Raw genomic sequence first — 22,584 nt, forward strand, 5'->3', positions numbered from 1 at the left:
TTCTAGTTTGCTCTTTGATTTTCATTGAGTATAAGACAAAATTTTGAGAAAAAAAGAAGGAACCAGCTGAAAAACTGGTTCCTTTTTTTTGTTTAGATGACATGACGTTCAAAGGCATCATCTGAAATACCTTGTTCCAGGATGAGTTTAGCCCATTCTTTAGCAGAAAAGAGGCTGTGGTCTTTGTAGTTTCCGCAAGATTCGATAGTTGTTCCAGGGACATCTTCCCAAGTAGTAGTCTCAGCAATTTCCTTGAGCGAGTCCTTGATAACGGTCGCAATCTCAGCACTGGTGTGACGTCCCCACATAATCATGTGGAAACCAGTACGGCAACCGAAGGGTGAGCAGTCAATCATGCCGTCAATGCGGGTACGGATGAGTTTGGCCAAGAGGTGCTCGATAGTGTGAAGGCCAGCGGTAGGGATAGAGTCCTCGTTTGGTTGCACCAAGCGAATATCAAAGTTGGAAATGACATCTCCATTTGGCCCTGTTTCTTCCCCAATCAAGCGAACATAGGGTGCTTTAACAATGGTGTGGTCAAGTTCAAAACTTTCAACAATAACTTCTTTTGACATGGTAGTTCCTTTCAGTTTTCTTCTTTCATTATATCATAAAGCCTGTTCTTGATGGAGTTTGATAAATGACTTTTTGATACTAGAATGATAATAAAGTCTCCATACATAAACCTCAGAATTATAAAGAAAGAATGGAGAGAAGAATACCTTGTGAAAGAAAAGTTTAGTTTTTTCTAGTGGAACTAAGGTGATTTTTGAAAAGTGGATCAATTTTTTCTGAAATTTCTGTTTAATCTCTGAACTAATTCTGAACTAGATTGGATATACTGGAGAAAATAAAGATAAAGGAGTTCAGTATGGAACATATAGTGAAAATAGCAGGAGTCTGCAAAAAGCAGGGTAACAAGCAGATTTTAAAAGATATTTCTTTTACAGCTAGAAGTGGTCGGATTACAGCCTTTCTGGGCCCAAATGGTGCAGGGAAAAGTTCGACCTTGAGGATTTTGTTGGGGTTAGATCGGGCGACAGCAGGGATGGCGACTTTTGATGGGCGAACTTATCAGTCAATGACCTATCCGCTCAGAACGGTAGGTGCAGCCTTTGATGGCATTGGAGGTCTGCCAAATCGAAAGGTCTATGACCACCTGAGGATTATTGCGGCGAGTAATGCTATTCCCAAGCCTCGGATTGATGAGGTTTTGAAGATGACAGGAATTGCTCATAAGAGGAAGGACCTCTTGTCAAGCCTGTCTCTGGGGGAAGGTCAGCGGTTGGGTTTAGCAGCGGCTTTGCTGGGTGATCCTCGGTTTCTTATATTAGATGAGCCGACCAATGGACTGGATCCAAGTGGGATTAAGTGGTTTAGAAAGTTCATCCGTCAGCAGGCTGATTTAGGGAAAACGGTACTTCTATCCTCCCACATCCTGTCAGAGGTGCAAATGGTGACTGATGATGTAGTCTTGATTCATCATGGGCGAATTATTGAGCAGGGACGATTGGAAGAGGTGCTGCAAGATTCAGACAGTCTAGAAGAACTCTTCTTTGATTTGACAGAGGAGGTTTAAGATGAAAGAAACGCTGTCCTTATTGCATTCAGAATGGTTGAAAATCCGCTCAACCAAAGCTTTCAAAGTGAGTATGGCCTTCATGCTGCTATTGGTGCCTGCCGTATCTTGGCTGGAGGGTCGACAGTATTTATCTGTCGGCTTGGATGCCACGCCTGAGACGGTTCCCGGCCTGGCAGAAGCCATTGACCCGCTGGAATATTTAGGCCTCAATGGGGCTTCTATGGCAGGCATGGTTTTAGTCATCTTAGCTGGAATTTTGGGGGCTATGGAATTTCAGTCTCATAGCTTGAGAACCAGTCTTTTGACCTGTAATAACCGCCTGAAGGTGCTTGTGGGGAAACTTATGACCTTTGCTTGCTTTTCTCTTGCCAGTAGCTTTTTATCGATTTACTTTAGTTATATGGTCATGCACCTGGCTTTAGGAAAGGAAGGGCTTGATCCGATTCTGCTCAATCAGGCAGCTTGGAGTCTGATTTTGTGGAAAACCTTATCTCTGACCTTATTGGGAATCCTTTCATTTTTGTTAGGTTTATTGGCTCGGACCATGTTAGTTCCGCTGCTTTTTCTCGTGCCACAGATCTATAATCTAGGAAACTACCTGACAGCTCACACGAGTTGGGGGGCTTATTTGCCACAGCCAGCAGGAGAGTTGTTTGTGGCAACGCCAACTTCCCAATATGCCAACAATCCCTTGCAAGGACTATTGATACTAGGCGTATGGTTACTAGTCATCGGCGGCATGACTTCTCTGCGCTTTTTGAAGACGGATTTAGGAGGGCGATACTAATGATAAAAGCTATGCTTAGAAGTGAATGGATTAAGTTCCGTTCTTACTATCTCGCTCTTGGTGCCGCCTTGATGGCTCTGGTAGTCGTTCCATTTTTTCTGATGAATCTTGACTATAGTCAAACAGCAGTTGGCCAGACAAAGGCTCTGAGTGAGGCTTTGCATGCCCTCTATCTAGCGCAACCTGTCATCGTCATCTTTACTTCCCTCTATTTTGCCCAGGAGTTTGTCAAGTCAGGGATGCGAACGAATTTTCTAATCGTATCAAATAGAAAGGCTTGGTTGGCGGGGAAATTCCTTTTTCTGTTCTTGCTGCTCTTGGTTCTCTACAGTGTCATTATAAGTAGCTGTTTCTTTGTTATGCTGGCTCGATTTGACCTAGACTTTAGCTGGTCCTTACTGGGGAACTTCCTCTATTACAGCTCTTTTGGTCTTCTCAGCAATCTTTTTCTGGCTTTTTTAGCAGCTGGACTCGCTTTGCTCTTTCAATCTTGGATTGTGCCGGTGTCGGTGCTCTTTCCTCTCTTGATTGGACTCAGCCGTTTATTGGCAACGTTCATCAAGGAAGCAAAATACCTGCCCGATCTGGCTACGCTCAATCTTTTTGAGTATGAAGGACTTCAGCATTCAATAGATCTATCAGGGCTGGGAATACAGCTGTTCTGGCTAGCTTTGGTTTGGAGCTCTGCTATATTCTTAACCTTGAAACGAGATGTTCGCTAGAGGTATGCTATAATGGAAATCATGAGACAGTATCGTATTTTAGTGGTTGATGACGACCAGAGCATTTTGAGGCTGGTGAAAAGCGTCCTAGAGCTTGATGCTTATGATGTGACGACGCTTGATCAGATAGAAGAGCTAGAGCTGACGCATTTTGTCGGATATGACTTGATTCTACTGGATGTGATGATGGAGCCTGTAAATGGTTTTGAGCTGTGTTCCTACATTCGTCCTCATCTTTCGTGCCCCATCATATTTCTGACGGCTAAGGAATTGGAGGCGGACAAGGTGGAAGGGCTCTTTCGCGGAGCAGATGACTATATTGTCAAACCTTTTGGGACCAAAGAATTGCTGGCGCGTGTCAGAGCTCATCTTCGGCGGGAGGAAAGACGGGAGGAGCGCTATTCTGAAATTGCTTCTTGTCAATTTTATCCAGAGCGCTATGAAGTTGCCTGTTTTGGTAAAGTCTTGAAATTTTCAGAGCGAGAGTTTAAGTTGCTGCATTTACTAGCTAGCAATCCCAAGCAGACCTTTTCAGCTGAACGCCTGCATACCTTGCTTTACCCAGAAAGCTCAGAAACACAGCTTCGCTCCATCTCAGAATACGTATATCAAATTCGCCAAAAATGCAAACAAGAAGGACTACAAGTAATCGCAACAGTGAGAGGAGTAGGCTATAGATGGCAATTAGAACACGAAATTTCAAAAGCCTAGTCTGGACAACTAGCTTAAAAATCGTCTTTTTCCATGTTTTGATTTTTGTGCTTATAGGCTATGAATTTACGCAAGGAAGTGATCACGTTCTTTTCACCTTGTTCTTTTGGGCAGGGAGTTTGCTGCTGATTACTTTTTATCATATTTTGAAATTGCTCCGAAAAATCGACAGGGAAATAAAAATGCTAATGAGCAAGAAGCTTTTAGAAGAAAATCAAAGTCAGCTTTTTCGGATTGAGGAAATGCTAGAAGTCTATAACGATTTACGGAGCAGCCACCAAGAAAATGCTCGTCTTCTAGAAAAAGAGCAGCAGCATAATCAGGAGTTGATTTTACAGCTATCAGCGACGTCGCACGATTTGAAGACGCCCCTAACTGTGATTAAGGGGAATGCTGAGCTCTTGGAGTTGGCGCAGTTGGGCCAGCCACAGGCAGACTATGCTGCTGAGATTTTGCGGGCTAGTTACAAGATGGAAGAGTATTGTAGCTCTTTGATTGATTACGCTAAGACTTTTCAGATTGATGCTAATCAGTTCAGTCAGCTTTCCTTAGAGGACTTTTTGGCTGAATTACAGGACGATTGGGCACTGTTCAGCAAACAGGAAAGCTATTGTTTTTATCTCCAAGAAGATTGCGATCTCAGTCTGATTTTGTCGATTCATTTGGACTATCTTAAACGGGCTTTGCTCAATATTTTACTGAATGCGCTTGAACATGCTGACCCAGATCAAAAGGAAGTCAAGTTGATGGTATCAGTGCAGCAGGACCAGTTGGTTTTTGCGATCTGGAACAACGGCCCTTCATTTTCAGAGGAGATGCTGCTGGGAGCGGAACGGCTTTTTTACCAGAATGACCAAAGTCGCAATTCAGCTAATCCCCATCATGGTATCGGCTTAGCCTTTTCTAAGCAGGTGGCTCTCTTGCATGGTGGTCGTCTGACCCTGCTCAATCCAGACCAAGGAGGAGCCTGTGTCGAGTTGACAATTTCATTGAAATAAGTGAGGTTGGAAAAAATCATAAAACGCATAATACCAAGTGTTCAAAAAAACTTGATATTATGCGTTTTATGTTTTATCGTGTAAAGATTTACTGGATTTTCCCTCAGATTGAGTTTTTTCCCAGCATTGTTCATTTATTTGCGATACAAGCGATCGTATTGGTAGTAAGGGTCAAAGGTCACGTTGATGCCCAATTTGCGAAGGACATTCTTGTCTTCATCTGTCAAGATGATGGTTGAGTGGGCTTCGCTTCCTTTGAGGTTACCAAGTTCTTCCATGGCACGCGCAGCATCAGGATTTTCCATAGCGGTGATTGCAAGAGCAATCAGGATTTCATTTGAATGGAGGCGTGGATTGCGACTACCGAGATGGTTGATTTTAAGGCCTTGGATTGGTTTGACGACTTCAGGCTCGATTAGTTTTACTTCTTTAGCGATATCAGCTGATTTCTTAATGGCGTTGATCAAGGCGGCAGCTGTAGGGCCAAAGAGTTCTGAGTTTTTACCAGTGACAATGTCACCAGATGGCAATTCGAGAGCAAGGGCAGGTCCGCCGGTTTCTTCAGCCTTTTGGCGTGCTGCGACAGCAACCTTACGGTCTGCAGGTGTGATACCGAGGTCGTTCATGAGAAGTTCAATCTTCTTGACAGCAGTTTCTCCGACTTTTTCAGCTTTAAAATCAAGAACAGTTTGATAGTAGCGACGGATGATTTCTTGTTTAGAGGCTTCGATAGCAGCCTCATTATCTGTAATAGCGAAGCCAACCATGTTGACACCCATATCTGTTGGTGAAGCGTATGGAGATTCACCGAGAATGCGTTCCAGCATACGTTTGAGCACTGGGAAGATTTCGATATCACGGTTGTAATTGACAGTGGTTTCTCCGTAGGTTTGGAGATGGAAAGGGTCAATCATATTGACATCGTCAAGGTCTGCTGTGGCAGCCTCGTAGGCCAAGTTGACCGGATGATGAAGGGGAAGGTTCCAGACTGGGAAGGTTTCAAACTTAGCGTAGCCAGACTTGATACCATTGATTTGGTCATGGTACATATTGGACATACAAGTTGCCAATTTTCCAGAACCAGGTCCAGGAGCGGTTACGACAATCAAGTTGCGACTGGTTTTGATGTAGTCGTTTTTTCCCATGCCTTCTGGAGAGATGATGTGGTCCATATCCGTCGGATATCCTTTGATCGGATAATGAAGATAGGAATCAATGCCGTTTTTATCTAATTGATTGCGGAAGGCATCTGCAGCGGGTTGACCTGCGTATTGTGTGATGACAACAGAGCCGACAAAGATTCCCAGTTCGTTGAATTTGTCAATCAAACGAAGAACTTCTTGGTCATAGGAAATGCCCAAGTCACCTCGTGCTTTGGAATGCTCGATGTTGCTAGCATTAATGGCGATAACAACCTCAACCTGCTCTTTCAATTCTTGCAAGAGCTTGATTTTATTATCAGGCTCATAACCAGGAAGAACACGAGCAGCGTGGAAATCTTCTAACATTTTGCCACCAAACTCCAAGTAGAGTTTGCCGTCAAATTGGTTAATACGCTCCAAAATGTGATCGCGTTGTAGATTCAAATATTGTTCAGAACTAAAAGCTTGTTTTTTCATTTTTTTACCTCTGACCTCCATTATAATAAAAAATTGGAAGTTAGGAAACTATAAAGGTAAAAAAGGAATCAAAAAATTAGGCAAACGCTTGCACTAAGTTTTAAAAAGCGCTATCATAGACTATAGAATATTAAAATAATGAGGTAAAAAGATGCAAGAAAAATGGTGGCATAATGCCGTAGTCTATCAAGTCTATCCAAAGAGTTTTATGGATAGTAATGGAGATGGAATTGGCGATTTGCCAGGAATTACTAGTAAATTAGACTATCTAGCCAAACTAGGGATTACAGCGATTTGGCTTTCTCCCGTTTATGACAGTCCTATGGATGATAATGGTTATGATATTGCTGATTATCAAGCGATTGCTGGTATTTTTGGGACTATGGAGGATATGGACCAACTGATCGCAGAAGCTAAGAAGCGTGATATTCGTATCATCATGGACTTGGTGGTCAATCATACCTCGGATGAGCATGCCTGGTTTGTTGAGGCCTGTGAAAATCTTGGCAGTCCTGAGCGAGCCTACTATATCTGGCGGGATGAGCCTAACGATCTGGATTCTATCTTTAGTGGGTCTGCTTGGGAATACGATGAAAAGTCGGGTCAATACTATCTCCACTTTTTCAGCAAGAAACAGCCTGATCTCAACTGGGAAAATGAAAAATTGCGCCAGAAAATTTATGAGATGATGAACTTCTGGATTGATAAAGGCATTGGTGGCTTTCGTATGGATGTCATCGACATGATTGGCAAGATTCCTGATGAGAAGGTAGTCAATAACGGTCCCATGCTCCATCCCTATCTCAAAGAGATGAATCAGGCGACTTTTGGGGATAAGGATCTCTTGACAGTAGGGGAAACATGGGGGGCAACGCCAGAAATTGCCAAGCTCTACTCTGATCCGAAGGGTCAAGAATTGTCTATGGTCTTCCAGTTTGAACACATCTGTCTTCAGTATCAGGAAGGGCAACCTAAGTGGCACTATCAAAAAGAGCTGAATATCAGTAAGTTGAAAGAAATCTTCAATAAATGGCAGACAGAGTTAGGAGTTGAAGACGGCTGGAATTCCCTCTTCTGGAACAACCACGATCTTCCTCGTATCGTCTCTATCTGGGGAAATGACCAAGAATACCGCGAAAAATCAGCCAAAGCCTTTGCAATCTTGCTTCATCTCATGAGAGGGACTCCATATATCTACCAAGGTGAGGAGATTGGAATGACCAATTATCCTTTTGAAACACTGGATCAAGTAGAAGATATTGAATCCCTTAACTATGCGCGTGAGGCTCTTGAAAAAGGCGTTCGACTAGAGGAAATTATGGACAGTATCCGTGTCATCGGACGTGATAATGCCCGTACTCCGATGCAATGGGATGAGAGCAAAAATGCTGGTTTCTCAACAGGTCAACCTTGGTTAGCCGTTAATCCAAACTACGAAGAAATCAACGTTCAAGAAGCACTGGCAAACCCAGATTCTATTTTCCATACCTATCAGAAACTCATCCAAATCCGTAAGGAAAACAGCTGGTTGATTCGAGCTGATTTTGAATTACTCGATACGGCGGATAAGGTCTTTGCTTATATCCGTAAGGACGGTGACCGTCGCTTCCTAGTCGTGGTTAATTTGTCCAATGAAAAACAAAAATTTTCAGTAGAAGGAAAAGTTAAATCGGTCTTGATTGAAAACACTGTGACCCAAGAAACAGTTGAGAAACAGGTCTTGGCTCCATGGGATGCTTTCTGTGTTGAAATAACTGACTAAAATGAGCGAACCTCAAGCTATAAAAGCTTGAGGTTTTTTACTAAAAATTGTGTAGGAAAATCTTTAAAAAATATTTGTTAGAATTTTCTAAAAAATTATCCGAAAGTTCTTGCTTTTCTAAAAAAATAGGGTATAATGGTGAAAATACTATCTTTAAGGAGATTACTTATGAGATCGAAAAAGTGGCTCTTAGGAGCAGGTGCTGTTTTGAGTGCGGCCCTACTGTTAACTGCTTGTGGGCAAAGTGAAAAGAAGGCTGATGCTCCCAAGACATTTTCTTATGTCTATGCAATAGATCCATCATCTTTGGACTACAGCGTGACGAGCAAGAGCTCAACTTCTGACGTTATAGCCAACGTTGTCGATGGCCTCTTGGAAAACGATAAATACGGGAACTTGATTCCGTCGCTTGCAGAAGACTGGTCCGTTTCTAAAGATGGCTTGACCTACACCTACAAACTTCGTAAGGGTGTAAAATGGTATACTTCTGAAGGAGAAGAGTATGCTGAGGTCAAAGCCCAAGACTTTGTTACTGGTCTGAAACACGCAGCTGATGGTAAATCAGACGGCCTCTCTCTTCTTCAAGATTCTATCAAGGGTTTGGCTGCCTATATCAGTGGAGAAAGCAATGATTTCTCTACTGTAGGAGTCAAGGCTGTTGACGATTACACGGTTGAATATACGCTCAACAAACCAGAAAGTTTCTGGAACTCTAAAGTTACAACTGCTACCATGCTTCCAGTTAATGAAGAATTCTTGAATTCTAAAGGGAGCGACTACGGTGCGCCAACCCCATCAAGTATCCTTTATAACGGTCCTTATTTCTTGAAATCATTGACTTCAAAATCAGTCATTGAATATGAAAAGAATCCAAACTATTGGGACAAGGACAATGTTAAGATTGACAACATCAAACTAACCTTCTATGATGGTTCCGACCAAGAGTCCTTGATTCGTAGCTTTACACAAGGTGCCTATACAACAGCTCGTCTCTTCCCAACAAGCTCAAACTTTGAGTCAACTAAGAAAGAGTACGGAGATAAGATTGTCTACAGTCCACAAGAAGCGACAAGCTACTATCTCACTGTTAACGTAAACCGCCAGTCTTACAATAAAACAGCTAAAACAGACGAAGCTCAAAAAACATCAACAAAAGAAGCTCTTCTCAACAAGAACTTCCGTCAAGCGCTGAACTTTGCCCTTGACCGTCATTCTTACACGGCTCAGTTGAATGGTGAAGAAGGTGCGGATAAAATTATCCGTAATAGTCTAGTACCTCATGACTACGTTCAAGTAGGTGAAAAGACATTTGGAGAGTTGGCACAAGCAGAGCTGGTTTCTTATGGAGACCAATGGAAAGATGTAGCCCTTACTGATGGTAAGGATACGCTTTACAGTCCTGAAAAAGCCAAGGCAGCCTTTGCAAAGGCTAAAGCAGAATTGCAGGCTAAGGGTGTGACCTTCCCAATCCGTTTGGATGTTCCAGTTGAACAGACCGATGTCATCGCCGTTCAACAAACCAACTCACTCAAGCAGTCTATCGAATCATCACTTGGTACGGAGAATGTCATTGTCGATGTCCTTCAAATGACAGATAATGAGAAAATGAGCATTACGTCTCAAGCCAAGGTGCCATCTCAAAAAGACTATGACTTGAACGGAACTGGTTGGGGACCTGACTATCAAGACCCAGCTACCTATCTAAACATTCTTGATGCTAAGAAGGGTTCTGCCCTCAAGCACTTGGGTATCACTCGTGGCAAAGATCCAGAAGTGATGGCTCAAGTTGGTCTAGACGAATACAAGAAACTCTTGGATGATGCCGCAGCTGAAACAAGCGACCTCAATAAGCGTTACGAGAAATACGCTAAAGCTCAAGCTTGGGTATCGGATAGTTCGCTCTTGATTCCAGTTGCCTCTTCAGGTGGTTCTCCAACTGTTAGCCGTACTGTACCATTCTCAAAAGCATACTCTCAAGTCGGAATCAAGGGAGACCCATTTGTCTTCAAAGGTTTGGAGTTGCAAAATGATGTCGTAACTACAAAAGAATATGAAGAAGCTCTCAAGAAATGGCAGAAAGAAAAGATTGAAACAAATGCCAAATACCAAAAAGAGCTAGAAAAACACGTTAAATAGTCTATAAAAAGAAAAGGAAGTTGCAGAAAATCTGTACTTCCTTTTTTGTTTTTGAGACAGCAGTAGTCGTAAAACCAGAAACTTTAATTGTATTTCTGATGAGCTAAGAATTCCTCAGTTTTAAAAGTGAAAAGCAAGAATCGCCAGATAGTGTGTGTTGTTTTAAGTTTTTTGATTATCTCCATGGCTCAGAACATGATTTCAGAAAGATGGAGAGAGCCAAATTCAAAATGAAAGTCATTGAGTTTTTGAATGACAATTGAAGTTGAAATGAAAAACTGATAAGCAGGTCACGGCTATAAAAGTTTTTTAATTGGCTTTTGAACGGTTATAACACTTAAACTGATGCTCTTTGAAAATAATTATAGTTGTTCCTGTCATCTATAGATTATTCTATCTCTCCATTTGAGTTTCACAAGCAGGGCAAGTAGAAACCTCAAAAAACGAACTTTAATATTTATACAACAAATTAATTTAAGTATATTTATACAATACAGATGAATTTGAAATAATTTTTAAGTGAGCATCTAGTATTTTATAGTTTTAAACCTAAAACTATAAAATGCTTATTTTAACAAGTAAAACTACTGTTTTTTAAAAATAATAGTAACTATGTTATTTTTTTTGATTTTAAATTATGAAAGTGCTATAATTGTTATTGAACGCAATAAATATAAAAAAAGTGTTCAATAAATCCAATTTATATTTTATAAAATATATTCCTTGTTTATAGTCCGAAAAACGAATAGTGCACAAAAGTTTTCCGAACGTTATGACCAACGGTTCTTTTTTGGAGGTTTAATTTAAAATGAATAGAAAATATGGTCTTTTGGCGGGAGCGGCTCTGGCGACAGCAGTTGCAGTTTCAGCTTCTGTAACACCAACGGTTCATGCGGATAATCGTTGGGATTCCCGTCATAGTTGGGACTATGATTTTGATGATTGGGATTATAGTTATAATTATTGGAATCGAAACAACTACCGACAGCCAGATAGCGGTCGCTATTTCTACTGGAATGGTAGCTACTACTACCGTATGAGTGATGGTAGTTACTATATTTACCGTGATGGTGAGTGGAAACCACTGACAAACAATCGTGACAACAATTCTTCAACTAACAACTTAGTAAATGATAGCCACTATCGTTACGAGAATGGCTACCATTACTATGTATTAGAAAATGGGGATTATTACTACTACCAAAATGGTCGTTGGGTGTTTGTCAAGAAATCTGCGGATAATAACAAAGAGTTGGAGTTAGAAAATCCAGGTACGGTGGAGCTTCCAGAGAATCCACCATTCAATGGAGCTGATGAGGAATTTAAACCTTTTGATTCAGGCACTATTGAATTTCCAGAGACTCCGTCTTACGGAGGTGCGGATGGCGAATATGCTCCTTTTGACTTGGGGACAATCGAACTTCCAGAAAATCCACCATTCAATGGAGCAGATGGTGAGTTGGATCCTTTTACACCAAAACCAGATAATTCAACCAATCCCTCTGGTCCAGAGACCCCAGGTTTGACAACAACAGATGAGCCGAGTGAAAATCAGATTCCTCCGTATGTTGAAAAACCAGCACCAGGTTTAGAGCACTTACTATGGGCTCCAAATGGAAGTAAACCCAAATTAGTCATTCCGCCAGGAAAACCAGGTGATAAGATCCTGGAGGATGATCCAAAGTATGCATTTTATGGTACTGATCATTATTACTATGTTGAATCAAACGCCGAAGTTACAGGTTACACAGCTTATTGGAAGTGGATGGGGGATGCGTGGAAGTTGCATGGAATGACAGACCCAACAGATCCGGCATTGGATCCGAATTTACACTCAAATCCCGTAGATGATGAGTATAGCTATAGCGATCAAAACTCTAGCGTGAAACTGTATTCGACTAATCTGGTCGAAACTGCCAAAGCAGGACAAGCACTTCCTTTCAAAAATGTCGAGGAATTCAAAAACTATGTGATCGAAAAATTAAATCCTAGGTTTCTAGATAACGCGGGTTGGGATGCGAAGGTCACTTGGGAAATTGAAGACGAGGAAATCTTTGAGAAAACCAAAAATGATCCTTGGGCTAGAGATTATGTTTTAGTCGCCAACCTTAAGAGTGGAGTGGATGAAGAAAAATACCGCGATGTAGAGTTTGGTTATGTAAAATTTGTCTTCCGCGTCGCTGCGACGGATGATACGAATTATTACTATATGGAAAAGGCCAAAGAAGCATTCGCTGCGATCAATGAAATTCGTAAAGAACAGGGTTTGAAAGAGTTGACTTGGTCAGATGAGATTTATCAAAATCAAGCTCTACCAAAAGCAAACCAGATTTCTCGCCAATACGACAGCTCAGGTTTTGTTGGTCGTCGCGATCAAGATGCAGCTGCTGTTGTCAAGAAATGGGCAAATGGCGGTTTGAGAGAATTGCTTTTGGATCCAAATGCGACAGAAGGAGCTGTAGCAGCAGTAGTTAGTGGAAACGGGGACTATTACTGGGCTTATAATTACAAATAAAATGAATTTCTAACTTCATCAAGCTCTGTGTTAATTGTAGCGGATTGATGTTAGCTAAGATTTGGAGAGGACAATCACTATCCTCTCCATTTTTATTCAGAGAGATAAAGATTTGTTTCTTAGAATTATGAAAGCCACGGAAATCAAAGGAATTGCGTTTGCTGGCTTTTATAAGGCTGTTAGTAGTTTCCGGTTTTACTTTAGAATTAGGCGATCGAAGACGTTGCTAATCTTATTTTTATCTTATAGGAAGGTTTGAAAAGGGGGATGTCTTGGATTTTATTTTCCATCAGTCCAAATAGATTCTTGAGAACCAAACTGATTGCCTATTTATTCTCGTACACCCGGTGGCTAATTTTATTCTAGAGCTGTCAATGCTAGTGTAGGTTAATCATTTGCTGGAAAACCATAAACTTTACAATTCAGGATAAATTTGATAAAATATGCCTATGTTATAAAAAGTGACATAAAGGAGTGGATGACGAACATGAAAAAAAGACTCATCGGAACTGGTCTTGTCCTAGCTACAGGGATTTTACTGACAGCTTGTGGGCAGTCCAATACAGATACAAGCACCTTCTCATCAACATTTGGTGCAAATCCGACGACATTTAACTATTTTTTAGACTATTATGCAGATAACACTGCGGTGATCACCAATCTTGTGGATGGTTTGCTAGAAAATGATAGCTATGGAAATCTAACGCCAGCTCTAGCTGAGAATTGGTCTGTCTCAGCAGATGGTTTGACCTATACCTACAAACTCAGAAAAGATGCCAAGTGGTACACTGCTGATGGAGAAGAGTACGCTCCAGTCAAAGCCCAAGACTTTGTCACCGGGATTAAGTATGCTGCGGACAACAAGGGTCAAGCCATGGATCTCATCCAAAACTCTATCAAGGGATTGAATGACTATGTGACAGGTGCGACCAATGACTTCACAGCAGTTGGTGTAAAAGCCTTGGATGACTATACGGTTGAGTATACTTTGACTCGACCAGAGCCATACTGGAACTCAAAGACAACCAACAGTATCCTTTTCCCAGTTAACGAAGAGTTTTTAAAATCCAAGGATAAAGAATTTGGAACCTTGACGCCAAACAGCATCCTTTACAATGGCCCTTACTTGTTAAAAGATTTCACATCAAAATCTTCAATCGAGTATGTGAAGAACCCACACTACTATGATCATGATAAAGTGACCATTGAGAAAGTTAAACTGGCCTACTTTGATGGGGCAGATCAGGAGATGACCATTCGAAACTTTGAAAGTGGTGCCTATACGCTTGCGGGAGTCTATCCAAATAGCTCTAGCTATGCCAAGACAAAAGAAAAATACCAAGACAATATCGTTTATAGCTTACAAGACAAGACTTCTTGGTACTTCAATTTTAACGTTAACCGTAAAGCCTATAACCATACTGCAAAAAACTCAGACCAGCAAAAGAAATCAACGCAAACAGCGATTTTAAATAAAAATTTCCGTCAGGCGTTGAACTTTGCCATCGATCGTACAGCCTACTCTGCTCAATCTAACGGACAAGAAGCAGCAAGTAAGACCCTTCGTAATACCCTTGTCCCCCCTACATTTGTCCAGGTTGGAGATAAAACCTTTGGAGAAGTGACAGCATCTAAACTTGTTCAGTATGGAACAGAATGGTCAGGAATTAACTTGGCGGATGCCCAAGATGGATACTTTAACAAGGAAAAGGCCCAAGCAAAATTTGCAGAAGCTAAAAAGGAATTGGAAGCCCAAGGCGTGACTTTCCCAATCCATTTGGATGTTCCTGTTGATCAGACGAATAAAAATGCGGTGTCTGGTATGAACTCGGTTAAACAAACCCTTGAAACAGTACTAGGTTCTGACAATATCATCATTGATGTTCAACAGCTTTCTACGGATGACTTTGGAAATGTTGCCTTCCTAGCGCCAAATCCAGCAGCTCGTGACTACGACCTAAACTTTGATGGTTGGGTTGGTGATTACCAGGATCCATCCACTTATCTAGATCCCTTCAATGCTGAAACAGGCTTTTATCTCAAGATTTTTGGTCTTGATGCCAAGGAAGACCAAGAACTCATCAAGAGTCTAGGGCTAGATACCTATACAAAACTTCTAAAAGAAGCGGATGCTGAGAATAAAGATATCGCTAAGCGTTATGAAAAATACGCTGAAGCTCAAGCTTGGATGATTGACAATTCTCTGGTCATGTCAGCTATGTCAAATGGTGGAACAGCCTCTGTAACTAAAGTAACTCCGTTTACACGTGCCTACTCTCTAGTGGGAATTAAGGGCGACGGGAATAATTATAAGTACATGAGACTCCAAAAAGATCCTGTTACCAAGAAACAATTTGATGAAGCCAAGGCTAAGTGGGAAGAAGAAAGTAAAAAGGCTATTGAAAAGAGTCAAAAAGAATTTGAAAATCATATTAAATAAAAAGTTGAAATAAGATCTCTTGCAAGGGATCTTATTTTTGTTTGCTCAAGCTCCTAAATAATGAAAGCGGTCACTTCGAGATATAGCTAAGAAAAAATGAATGAAAACGCTAAGAATTGTGGGAATAAATGGAATTTACCCTACTTTTGTGATATAATTACTTTAATTATTATAGTATGGGGGAGTGTCATGACGAAACGTTCAAAGAGATCTCGCTCGGGGAAAGTAAAGCGAAGCGTTAACATAGCCTTGTTAGCTGTTTATCTATTGTTGGCTGGCTTTTTATTGTTTTTGATTTTTAAATACCATATCCTTGCTTTTAGATATCTTAATCTAGTGGCAACTGCCGTAGTTCTACTAGTTGCCTTAGCAGGGCTGCTCTTGATTATCTATAAAAAAGCTGAAAAATTTACCATTTTTCTGTTGCTGTTCTCTATCCTTGTGAGCTCTGTGTCGCTCTTTGCGGTGCAGCAGTTTGTTGGACTGACCAATCGTTTAAATGCGACTTCTAATTACTCAGAATATTCGATCAGTGTTGCTGTTTTAGCAGATAGTGAGATTGGGAATGTTACGCAACTGAAGAGTGTGACAGCACCGACTGGGACTGATAATGAAAACATCCAAAAACTACTAGCTGATATCAAATCAAGTCAGAATACCGATTTGACGGTCGATCAGAGTTCGTCTTACTTGGCGGCTTACAAGAGTTTGATTGCAGGAGATACCAAAGCCATTGTCCTAAATAGCGTCTTTGAAAATATCATCGAGTCAGAGTATCCAGACTACGCATCAAAGATAAAAAAGATTTATACTAAGGGATTCACTAAAAAAGTAGAAGCTCCTAAGACGTCTAAGAGTCAGTCTTTCAATATCTATGTTAGTGGAATTGATACCTATGGTCCTATTAGTTCGGTTTCGCGGTCAGACGTCAATATCTTGATGACTGTCAATCGAGATACCAAGAAAATCCTCTTGACCACAACGCCACGTGATGCCTATGTACCAATCGCAGATGGTGGAAATAATCAAAAAGATAAATTGACCCATGCGGGCATTTATGGAGTTGATTCGTCCATTCACACCTTAGAAAATCTCTATGGAGTGGATATCAATTACTATGTGCGATTGAACTTCACTTCATTTTTGAAATTGATTGATTTGTTGGGTGGGGTAGATGTTTATAATGATCAGGAATTCACAGCACTACACGGGAAGTTTCAATTCCCTGTGGGCAATGTTCATCTTGATTCAGAACAGGCCCTCGGTTTTGTTCGTGAGCGCTATTCCCTGGCAGATGGTGACCGTGACCGCGGGCGTAATCAACAAAAGGTGATTGTGGCTATCCTTCAAAAATTAACGTCAACCGAAGCACTGAAAAATTATAGTACGATCATTGATAGCTTGCAAGATTCTATCCAAACAAATATGCCACTTGAGACCATGATGAATTTGGTCAATGCTCAGTTAGAAAGTGGTGGAACTTACAAAGTGAATTCGCAAGACTTGAAAGGTACAGGACGGATGGATCTTCCTTCCTATGCGATGCCAGATAGTAACCTCTATATGATGGAAATTGACGACAGTAGCCTTGCATCTGTCAAAGCTGCTATTCAAGACGTGTTGGAGGGAAAATGAAATGATTGATATTCATTCGCACATTGTCTTTGATGTAGATGATGGCCCCAAGTCAAGAGAGGAAAGCAAGGCTCTCTTGACAGAAGCCTACAGGCAGGGGGTGCGAACCATTGTCTCTACCTCTCATCGTCGCAAGGGCATGTTTGAAACTCCAGAAGAGAAGATAGCAGAAAACTTTCTTCAGGTTCGGGAAATAGCTAAGGAAGTGGCGAGTGACTTGGTCATTGCTTATGGGGCTGAAATTTACTACACACCAGATGTTCTGGATAAGCTGGAAAAAAAGCGAGTTCCAACTCTTAATGATAGTCGTTATGCCTTGATAGAGTTTAGTATGAACACCCCTTATCGCGATATTCATAGCGCCTTGAGTAAAATCTTGATGTTGGGAATTACTCCAGTCATTGCCCACATCGAGCGCTATGATGCTCTTGAAAATAATGAAAAACGCGTTCGAGAGCTGATCGATATGGGCTGTTACACGCAAGTAAATAGTTCACACATCCTCAAACCCAAACTTTTTGGAGAACGTTATAAATTCATGAAAAAAAGAGCTCAGTATTTTTTAGAGCAGGATTTGGTTCATGTGATTGCAAGTGATATGCACAATCTAGACGGTAGACCTCCTCATATGGCAGAAGCATATGGCCTTATTGCCCAAAAATACGGAGAAGCGAAGGCTCGGGAACTTTTTATAGATAATCCTCGAAAAATTGTAATGGATCAACTAATTTAGGAGAAATGATGAAAGAACAAAATACGATAGAAATCGATGTATTTCAATTACTTAAAACCTTGTGGAAACGCAAGCTAATAATTTTATTAGTGGCACTTGTGACAGGTGCGGGGGCTTTTGCATATAGCACTTTTATTGTTAACCCAGAATATACGAGTACCACGCGAATTTACGTGGTCAACCGTAATCAAGGAGATAAGCCGGGGCTGACAAATCAGGATTTGCAGGCAGGATCTTATCTGGTAAAAGACTACCGCGAGATTATCCTTTCGCAGGATGTATTGGAAAAGGTAGCGACAAATTTGAAATTGGATATGCCAGTAAAAACGTTAGCTAGCAAAGTTCAAGTGACTGTACCAGCTGACACTCGTATCGTCTCAATCTCTGTCAAGGATAAACAGCCAGAGGAAGCCAGTCGCATCGCTAATTCTCTACGAGAAGTTGCTGCAGAAAAGATCATCGCTGTAACGCGAGTATCTGATGTAACGACGCTTGAAGAAGCGCGACCAGCTACGACTCCCTCTTCTCCAAATGTTCAACGCAACACCTTGTTTGGTTTTCTTGGAGGAGTCGTCGTAACAGTAATTACCGTTCTTTTGATTGAGTTACTCGATACCCGTGTGAAACGTCCTGAAGATGTCGAAGATGTACTGCAAATTCCACTTCTAGGGGTCGTTCCAGATTTGGACAAAATGAAATAGGAGGAAGTTATGCCAACGTTAGAAATCTCACAGGCAAAATTGGATCTTGTAAAAAAGGCAGAGGAATATTATAACGCTTTGTGCACGAACCTACAGTTAAGTGGAGATGATTTGAAAGTATTTTCTATCACTTCTGTGAAAGCAGGAGAAGGAAAATCAACGACTTCCACCAATATCGCTTGGGCTTTTGCGCGTGCAGGTTACAAAACGCTGCTGATTGATGGAGATATTCGCAATTCGGTTATGTCAGGTGTCTTTAAAGCAAGGGATAAGATTACAGGTCTGACAGAATTTCTATCAGGAACTACAGACCTGTCACAGGGGCTTTGTGATACCAATGTTGAAAATCTCTTTGTCATTCAGGCTGGTTCTGTGTCACCAAATCCGACAGCTCTTCTTCAAAGTAAGAATTTCAGTACAATGCTTGAAACCTTGCGTAAATATTTTGACTACATCATTGTAGACACTGCTCCTGTCGGTGTTGTGATTGATGCGGCTATCATTACACAAAAATGCGATGCTTCTATTTTAGTGACAGCAGCAGGTGAAACAAATCGACGGGATATTCAAAAAGCGAAGGAACAGTTGGAACACACAGGGAAGCCGTTTTTAGGAGTTGTGTTGAATAAATTCGACACTTCAGTATACAAACACAGTCCTTATGGAAATTATGGAGATTACGGAAAAAAATAAAAAATAGGTTGGGGGATAGAGATGAATGGAAAAGTAGTAAAGCCTTCATTGGCCATAATCCAGAGTTTTCTTGTTATTTTATTGACTTATCTACTTAGCGCTGTGAGAGAAACGGAGATTGTTTCAACAACAGCTATTGCACTTTATATCCTCCATTATTTTGTCTTTTATATCAGTGATTATGGACAAGATTTCTTTAAAAGGGGATATTTGCTTGAACTTGTCCAGACATTGAAATATATCCTATTCTTTGCGCTAGCGATTAGTATTTCTAATTTCTTCTTAGAAGATCGGTTTAGTATTTCCAGACGAGGCATGATTTACTTCCTCATATTACACGCTCTCTTAGTCTATGTGCTAAACTTATTTATCAAGTGGTATTGGAAGCGGGCTTATCCCAACTTTAAAGGAAGTAAGAAAATTCTCCTACTTACAGCAACTTCTCGTGTCGAAAAGGTACTGGATAGACTAATAGAATCAGATGATGTTGTTGGGGAGTTGGTAGCCGTCAGTGTTTTAGACAAACCAGATTTTCAGCATGATTATTTAAAGGTAGTAGCAGAGGGAGAGATAGTAGACTTTGCGACTCATGAGGTGGTTGATGAAGTCTTTATCAATCTTCCAAGTGAAAAATACAATATTGGTGAATTCGTCTCTCAGTTTGAAACGATGGGAATTGATGTAACAGTCAATCTAAATGCTTTTGATCGCAGTTTGGCACGCAACAAGCAAATTCGTGAGATGGCGGGACTAAACGTTGTGACTTTTTCTACGACATTTTATAAGACTAGCCACGTGATTGCTAAGCGGGTTATTGATATTATCGGTTCTCTAGTAGGGCTGATACTATGTGGTCTAGTCAGTATTGTACTGGTCCCTTTGATTCGAAAGGATGGGGGCTCTGCTATTTTTGCTCAGACGCGTATAGGAAAAAATGGTCGCCAGTTCACTTTTTATAAGTTTCGGTCTATGTGTGTAGATGCTGAGGAGAAAAAAAGAGAACTCATAGAACAAAATACCATGCAGGGTGGAATGTTTAAGGTGGATGATGACCCACGTATCACGAAAATTGGTCGTTTTATACGGAAGACGAGCTTGGACGAGTTGCCACAATTTTACAATGTTCTAAAGGGAGATATGAGTTTAGTTGGTACACGACCACCAACAGTGGACGAGTATGAGCACTATACCCCAGAACAAAAACGCCGTCTAAGTTTTAAACCTGGTATAACAGGTTTATGGCAGGTCAGCGGACGAAGTGAAATCAAAAATTTCGATGAAGTTGTCAAATTAGATGTGGCCTATATTGATGGTTGGACAATCTGGAAAGATATTGAAATTTTATTGAAGACAGTTAAGGTTGTATTTATGAGAGATGGAGCGAAATAATTTACTTTTGTTTCAGACTACTAGGAGAAAAATGAAGAAGTCAGTTTATATCATAGGTTCAAAAGGAATTCCCGCTAAGTATGGGGGCTTTGAAACTTTTGTTGAGAAATTAACAGAATATCAGCAAGATAGGAGTATACAGTACTATGTAGCCTGTATGCGTGAAAATTCAGCTAAGTCTGGGATCACAGATGACCAGTTTGAGCATAACGGGGCAATTTGTTTCAATATTGATGTGCCTAATATTGGGCCAGCTAGAGCCATTGCCTATGATATTGCTGCTGTAAATAGGGCGATTGAAATCGCTAAAGCAAATAAAGACGAGGCTCCCATTTTCTATATTTTAGCTTGTCGTATTGGGCCTTTTATCGCTGGACTCAAGAAAAAAATCAAAGCTATCGGAGGCAGTTTATTTGTCAATCCTGATGGGCATGAGTGGCTCCGAGCAAAATGGAGCTTACCCGTCCGTAAGTATTGGAAATACTCAGAGCAACTCATGGTCAAGCATGCGGACTTATTGGTTTGCGATAGTAAAAATATCGAAAAATATATCCAAGAAGACTATAAACAGTACCAGCCAAAGACGACTTATATCGCCTACGGGACAGACACAAGTAAGTCTGTTTTAAAACCTGAGGACGAAAAAGTTCGTACTTGGTATCACGAAAAGGGTGTTGCTGAAAACGGATATTATCTAGTTGTGGGACGATTCGTTCCCGAAAACAACTATGAGACCATGATTCGTGAATTTATGAAGTCTAATTCTAAAAAAGACTTTGTTCTCATTACAAATGTGGAACAAAATAAGTTTTACGATCAGTTGCTCAAGGATACAGGCTTCGACAAAGACCCGAGAGTCAAATTTGTTGGGACTGTCTATGACCAAGAATTGCTCAAATACATCCGAGAGAATGCTTTTGCCTACTTCCATGGCCATGAAGTTGGTGGGACAAACCCATCGCTTTTAGAAGCTCTTGCTTCAACAAAACTAAATTTGTTGCTAGATGTTGGTTTTAACCGTGAAGTCGGTGAGGATGGAGCCATTTATTGGAAAAAAGATGAGCTAGCGCATGTAATCGAAGAAGTGGAACGATTTGATGAAGGTGCTATTTCGGAATTAGACGAAAAGTCTAGCCAACGAATTGCGGATGCATTTACGTGGGAAAAGATTGTGTCGGATTATGAGGAAGAGTTTGAAGGGGGAAAAAGTGAGTAACAAGCAAATTGCAATTATGATGGCAACTTATAATGGAGCTAAATACATTGGAGAACAGATAGACTCTATTCTTAGGCAAACTTATCAAGATTGGAAATTATTTATCCATGACGATTGTTCAAATGATGCTACTTTTCAAATCCTTCAGCAATACCAAGAAAAATACCCTAAAAAAATTAAGGTTATCACAGATTCCTCTGTTATAGGGGGGAGCTCAGAGAAAAATTTTGCAGCTATTCAAAAATGGGTGACGAATAATCATGATTTTTCTTATTTTATGTTTGCAGATCAAGATGATTTTTGGTTTCCAAATAAGATTGAGCGCTCACTTTATAAAATGAAAGAATCAGAAAAGGATGATTTACCTATTTTAGTTCATACTGATTTAGAAGTTGTTGATGATAATTTAAATATAATTAACGATTCTTTCTTCGAATATCGTGCCTTAGATGTAGATGTGACAGAATTGAATCGTATACTTATACAAAATAACATTACGGGTTGTACAATGTTATGGAATAGAAGTTTAAACAATCTGTTAGATTTGAATAGTAATGCAGTAGCTATGCATGATTGGTGGATAAGTTTAGTTGCTGCTAGCTTTGGGAAAATTGTTTGCCTTAAAGAACCAACAATTAAATATCGTCAACACGGTGGGAATGTTGTGGGGGCGACACAAGTCAATACTTTAGGTTTTATTATCAAGAGGTTGTTAGGAAATTCTCATGTCAAGGAAACTTTGAAGCTATCATTTGATCAAGCAGAATCATTTTTAAAAGTTTATCAGAATTCTCTAAGTAATGAGGAGATAGATATTATTCGTGAATTTATCAACATTCCACATAAGCATAAATTGGCGCGAATAAGCACTGTTATAAAAGGAGGCTATCTAAAGCAAAGTGTGGTGCAAGTAATCGGTGAGTTAATGTTTATTTAGATTTTTGG

At 40.5% G+C, this 22,584-nt stretch carries 18 protein-coding genes; 16 read left to right on the plus strand and 2 right to left on the minus strand.

The annotated features are described in order from the left end of the window. Positions 1-92 precede the first annotated feature (92 nt). Positions 93-575 carry an S-ribosylhomocysteine lyase gene (locus tag HMPREF9184_RS01935; RefSeq protein ID WP_000032565.1) on the minus strand — a complete coding sequence of 161 codons (483 nt, stop codon included), beginning with the start codon at positions 573-575 and terminating at the stop codon, positions 93-95. Between the two features lie 296 nt (positions 576-871). Between HMPREF9184_RS01935 and HMPREF9184_RS01940 the strand changes: the two genes are divergently transcribed. From HMPREF9184_RS01940 to HMPREF9184_RS01960, 5 genes are read left to right on the plus strand one after another with little or no spacing between them, the layout of a single operon-like run. Continuing rightward, the gene (locus HMPREF9184_RS01940) at positions 872-1,579 is read left to right on the plus strand and encodes an ABC transporter ATP-binding protein (RefSeq protein WP_000400160.1); all 708 of its coding nucleotides are present in this window, start codon (positions 872-874) and stop codon (positions 1,577-1,579) included. A 1-nt stretch (position 1,580) separates the two neighbouring features. Continuing rightward, positions 1,581-2,369: a lantibiotic ABC transporter permease gene (locus HMPREF9184_RS01945; RefSeq protein WP_000665369.1), complete on the plus strand. Its 789-nt coding sequence runs from the start codon at positions 1,581-1,583 to the stop codon at positions 2,367-2,369. Beyond that, positions 2,369-3,091 carry a hypothetical protein gene (locus HMPREF9184_RS01950; RefSeq protein WP_000588333.1) on the plus strand — a complete coding sequence of 241 codons (723 nt, stop codon included), beginning with the start codon at positions 2,369-2,371 and terminating at the stop codon, positions 3,089-3,091. Before HMPREF9184_RS01945 ends, HMPREF9184_RS01950 begins: the two co-directional genes overlap by 1 nt. A gap of 12 nt (positions 3,092-3,103) precedes the next feature. Continuing rightward, positions 3,104-3,802, plus strand: a complete 699-nt coding sequence (locus tag HMPREF9184_RS01955; RefSeq protein ID WP_000404919.1) for a response regulator transcription factor — start codon at positions 3,104-3,106, stop codon at positions 3,800-3,802. Further along, a complete protein-coding gene (locus HMPREF9184_RS01960) occupies positions 3,769-4,800 on the plus strand; it encodes a sensor histidine kinase (protein WP_001007872.1) in 1,032 nt (343 codons plus the stop codon). Before HMPREF9184_RS01955 ends, HMPREF9184_RS01960 begins: the two co-directional genes overlap by 34 nt. A 134-nt stretch (positions 4,801-4,934) precedes the next feature. Here HMPREF9184_RS01960 and HMPREF9184_RS01965 read toward each other — a convergent pair whose 3' ends face one another. After that, positions 4,935-6,419, minus strand: a complete 1,485-nt coding sequence (locus HMPREF9184_RS01965; protein WP_000743584.1) for a DUF1846 domain-containing protein — start codon at positions 6,417-6,419, stop codon at positions 4,935-4,937. Between the two features lie 151 nt (positions 6,420-6,570). Between HMPREF9184_RS01965 and HMPREF9184_RS01970 the strand changes: the two genes are divergently transcribed. The 11 genes from HMPREF9184_RS01970 (at position 6,571) to HMPREF9184_RS02020 (ending at position 22,576) form a co-directional block, all read left to right on the plus strand. Then, complete coding sequence (locus HMPREF9184_RS01970) at positions 6,571-8,181, plus strand: glycoside hydrolase family 13 protein (protein WP_001156806.1); 1,611 nt, start codon at positions 6,571-6,573, stop codon at positions 8,179-8,181. Between the two features lie 168 nt (positions 8,182-8,349). Further along, positions 8,350-10,317 (plus strand): peptide ABC transporter substrate-binding protein, encoded by a 1,968-nt coding sequence (locus tag HMPREF9184_RS01975; protein ID WP_001256756.1) that lies wholly within the window; start codon positions 8,350-8,352, stop codon positions 10,315-10,317. An 808-nt stretch (positions 10,318-11,125) separates the two neighbouring features. Then, on the plus strand, positions 11,126-12,832 hold the full coding sequence (locus HMPREF9184_RS01980) for a CAP domain-containing protein (protein WP_001080723.1): 1,707 nt from the start codon (positions 11,126-11,128) through the stop codon (positions 12,830-12,832). A 478-nt stretch (positions 12,833-13,310) separates the two neighbouring features. Next, positions 13,311-15,272 (plus strand): peptide ABC transporter substrate-binding protein, encoded by a 1,962-nt coding sequence (locus tag HMPREF9184_RS01985; protein ID WP_033585907.1) that lies wholly within the window; start codon positions 13,311-13,313, stop codon positions 15,270-15,272. 189 nt (positions 15,273-15,461) lie between these two features. Beyond that, positions 15,462-16,907 carry an LCP family glycopolymer transferase CpsA gene (gene cpsA / locus HMPREF9184_RS01990; RefSeq protein ID WP_000166972.1) on the plus strand — a complete coding sequence of 482 codons (1,446 nt, stop codon included), beginning with the start codon at positions 15,462-15,464 and terminating at the stop codon, positions 16,905-16,907. A 1-nt stretch (position 16,908) separates the two neighbouring features. Further along, a complete protein-coding gene (gene cps4B, locus HMPREF9184_RS01995) occupies positions 16,909-17,640 on the plus strand; it encodes a capsular polysaccharide biosynthesis protein Cps4B (RefSeq protein WP_000565366.1) in 732 nt (243 codons plus the stop codon). An 8-nt stretch (positions 17,641-17,648) separates the two neighbouring features. After that, positions 17,649-18,341 carry a capsular polysaccharide biosynthesis protein CpsC gene (gene cpsC, locus HMPREF9184_RS02000; RefSeq protein ID WP_000664158.1) on the plus strand — a complete coding sequence of 231 codons (693 nt, stop codon included), beginning with the start codon at positions 17,649-17,651 and terminating at the stop codon, positions 18,339-18,341. A 9-nt stretch (positions 18,342-18,350) separates the two neighbouring features. Continuing rightward, a complete protein-coding gene (locus tag HMPREF9184_RS02005; protein WP_001142535.1) occupies positions 18,351-19,034 on the plus strand; it encodes a tyrosine-protein kinase in 684 nt (227 codons plus the stop codon). Positions 19,035-19,055: 21 nt separating this feature from the next. Next, positions 19,056-20,423, plus strand: a complete 1,368-nt coding sequence (locus HMPREF9184_RS02010) for a sugar transferase (protein WP_001013650.1) — start codon at positions 19,056-19,058, stop codon at positions 20,421-20,423. A 31-nt stretch (positions 20,424-20,454) separates the two neighbouring features. Continuing rightward, the gene (gene cps2T, locus HMPREF9184_RS02015) at positions 20,455-21,639 is read left to right on the plus strand and encodes a beta 1-4 rhamnosyltransferase Cps2T (protein WP_000750330.1); all 1,185 of its coding nucleotides are present in this window, start codon (positions 20,455-20,457) and stop codon (positions 21,637-21,639) included. Continuing rightward, a complete protein-coding gene (locus HMPREF9184_RS02020; protein ID WP_152418609.1) occupies positions 21,632-22,576 on the plus strand; it encodes a glycosyltransferase family 2 protein in 945 nt (314 codons plus the stop codon). Before cps2T ends, HMPREF9184_RS02020 begins: the two co-directional genes overlap by 8 nt. The last annotated feature ends 8 nt before the right edge of the window (positions 22,577-22,584 follow it).

This window comes from Streptococcus sp. oral taxon 058 str. F0407, assembly GCF_000235485.1.
In the GTDB taxonomy this organism is placed as follows: domain Bacteria; phylum Bacillota; class Bacilli; order Lactobacillales; family Streptococcaceae; genus Streptococcus.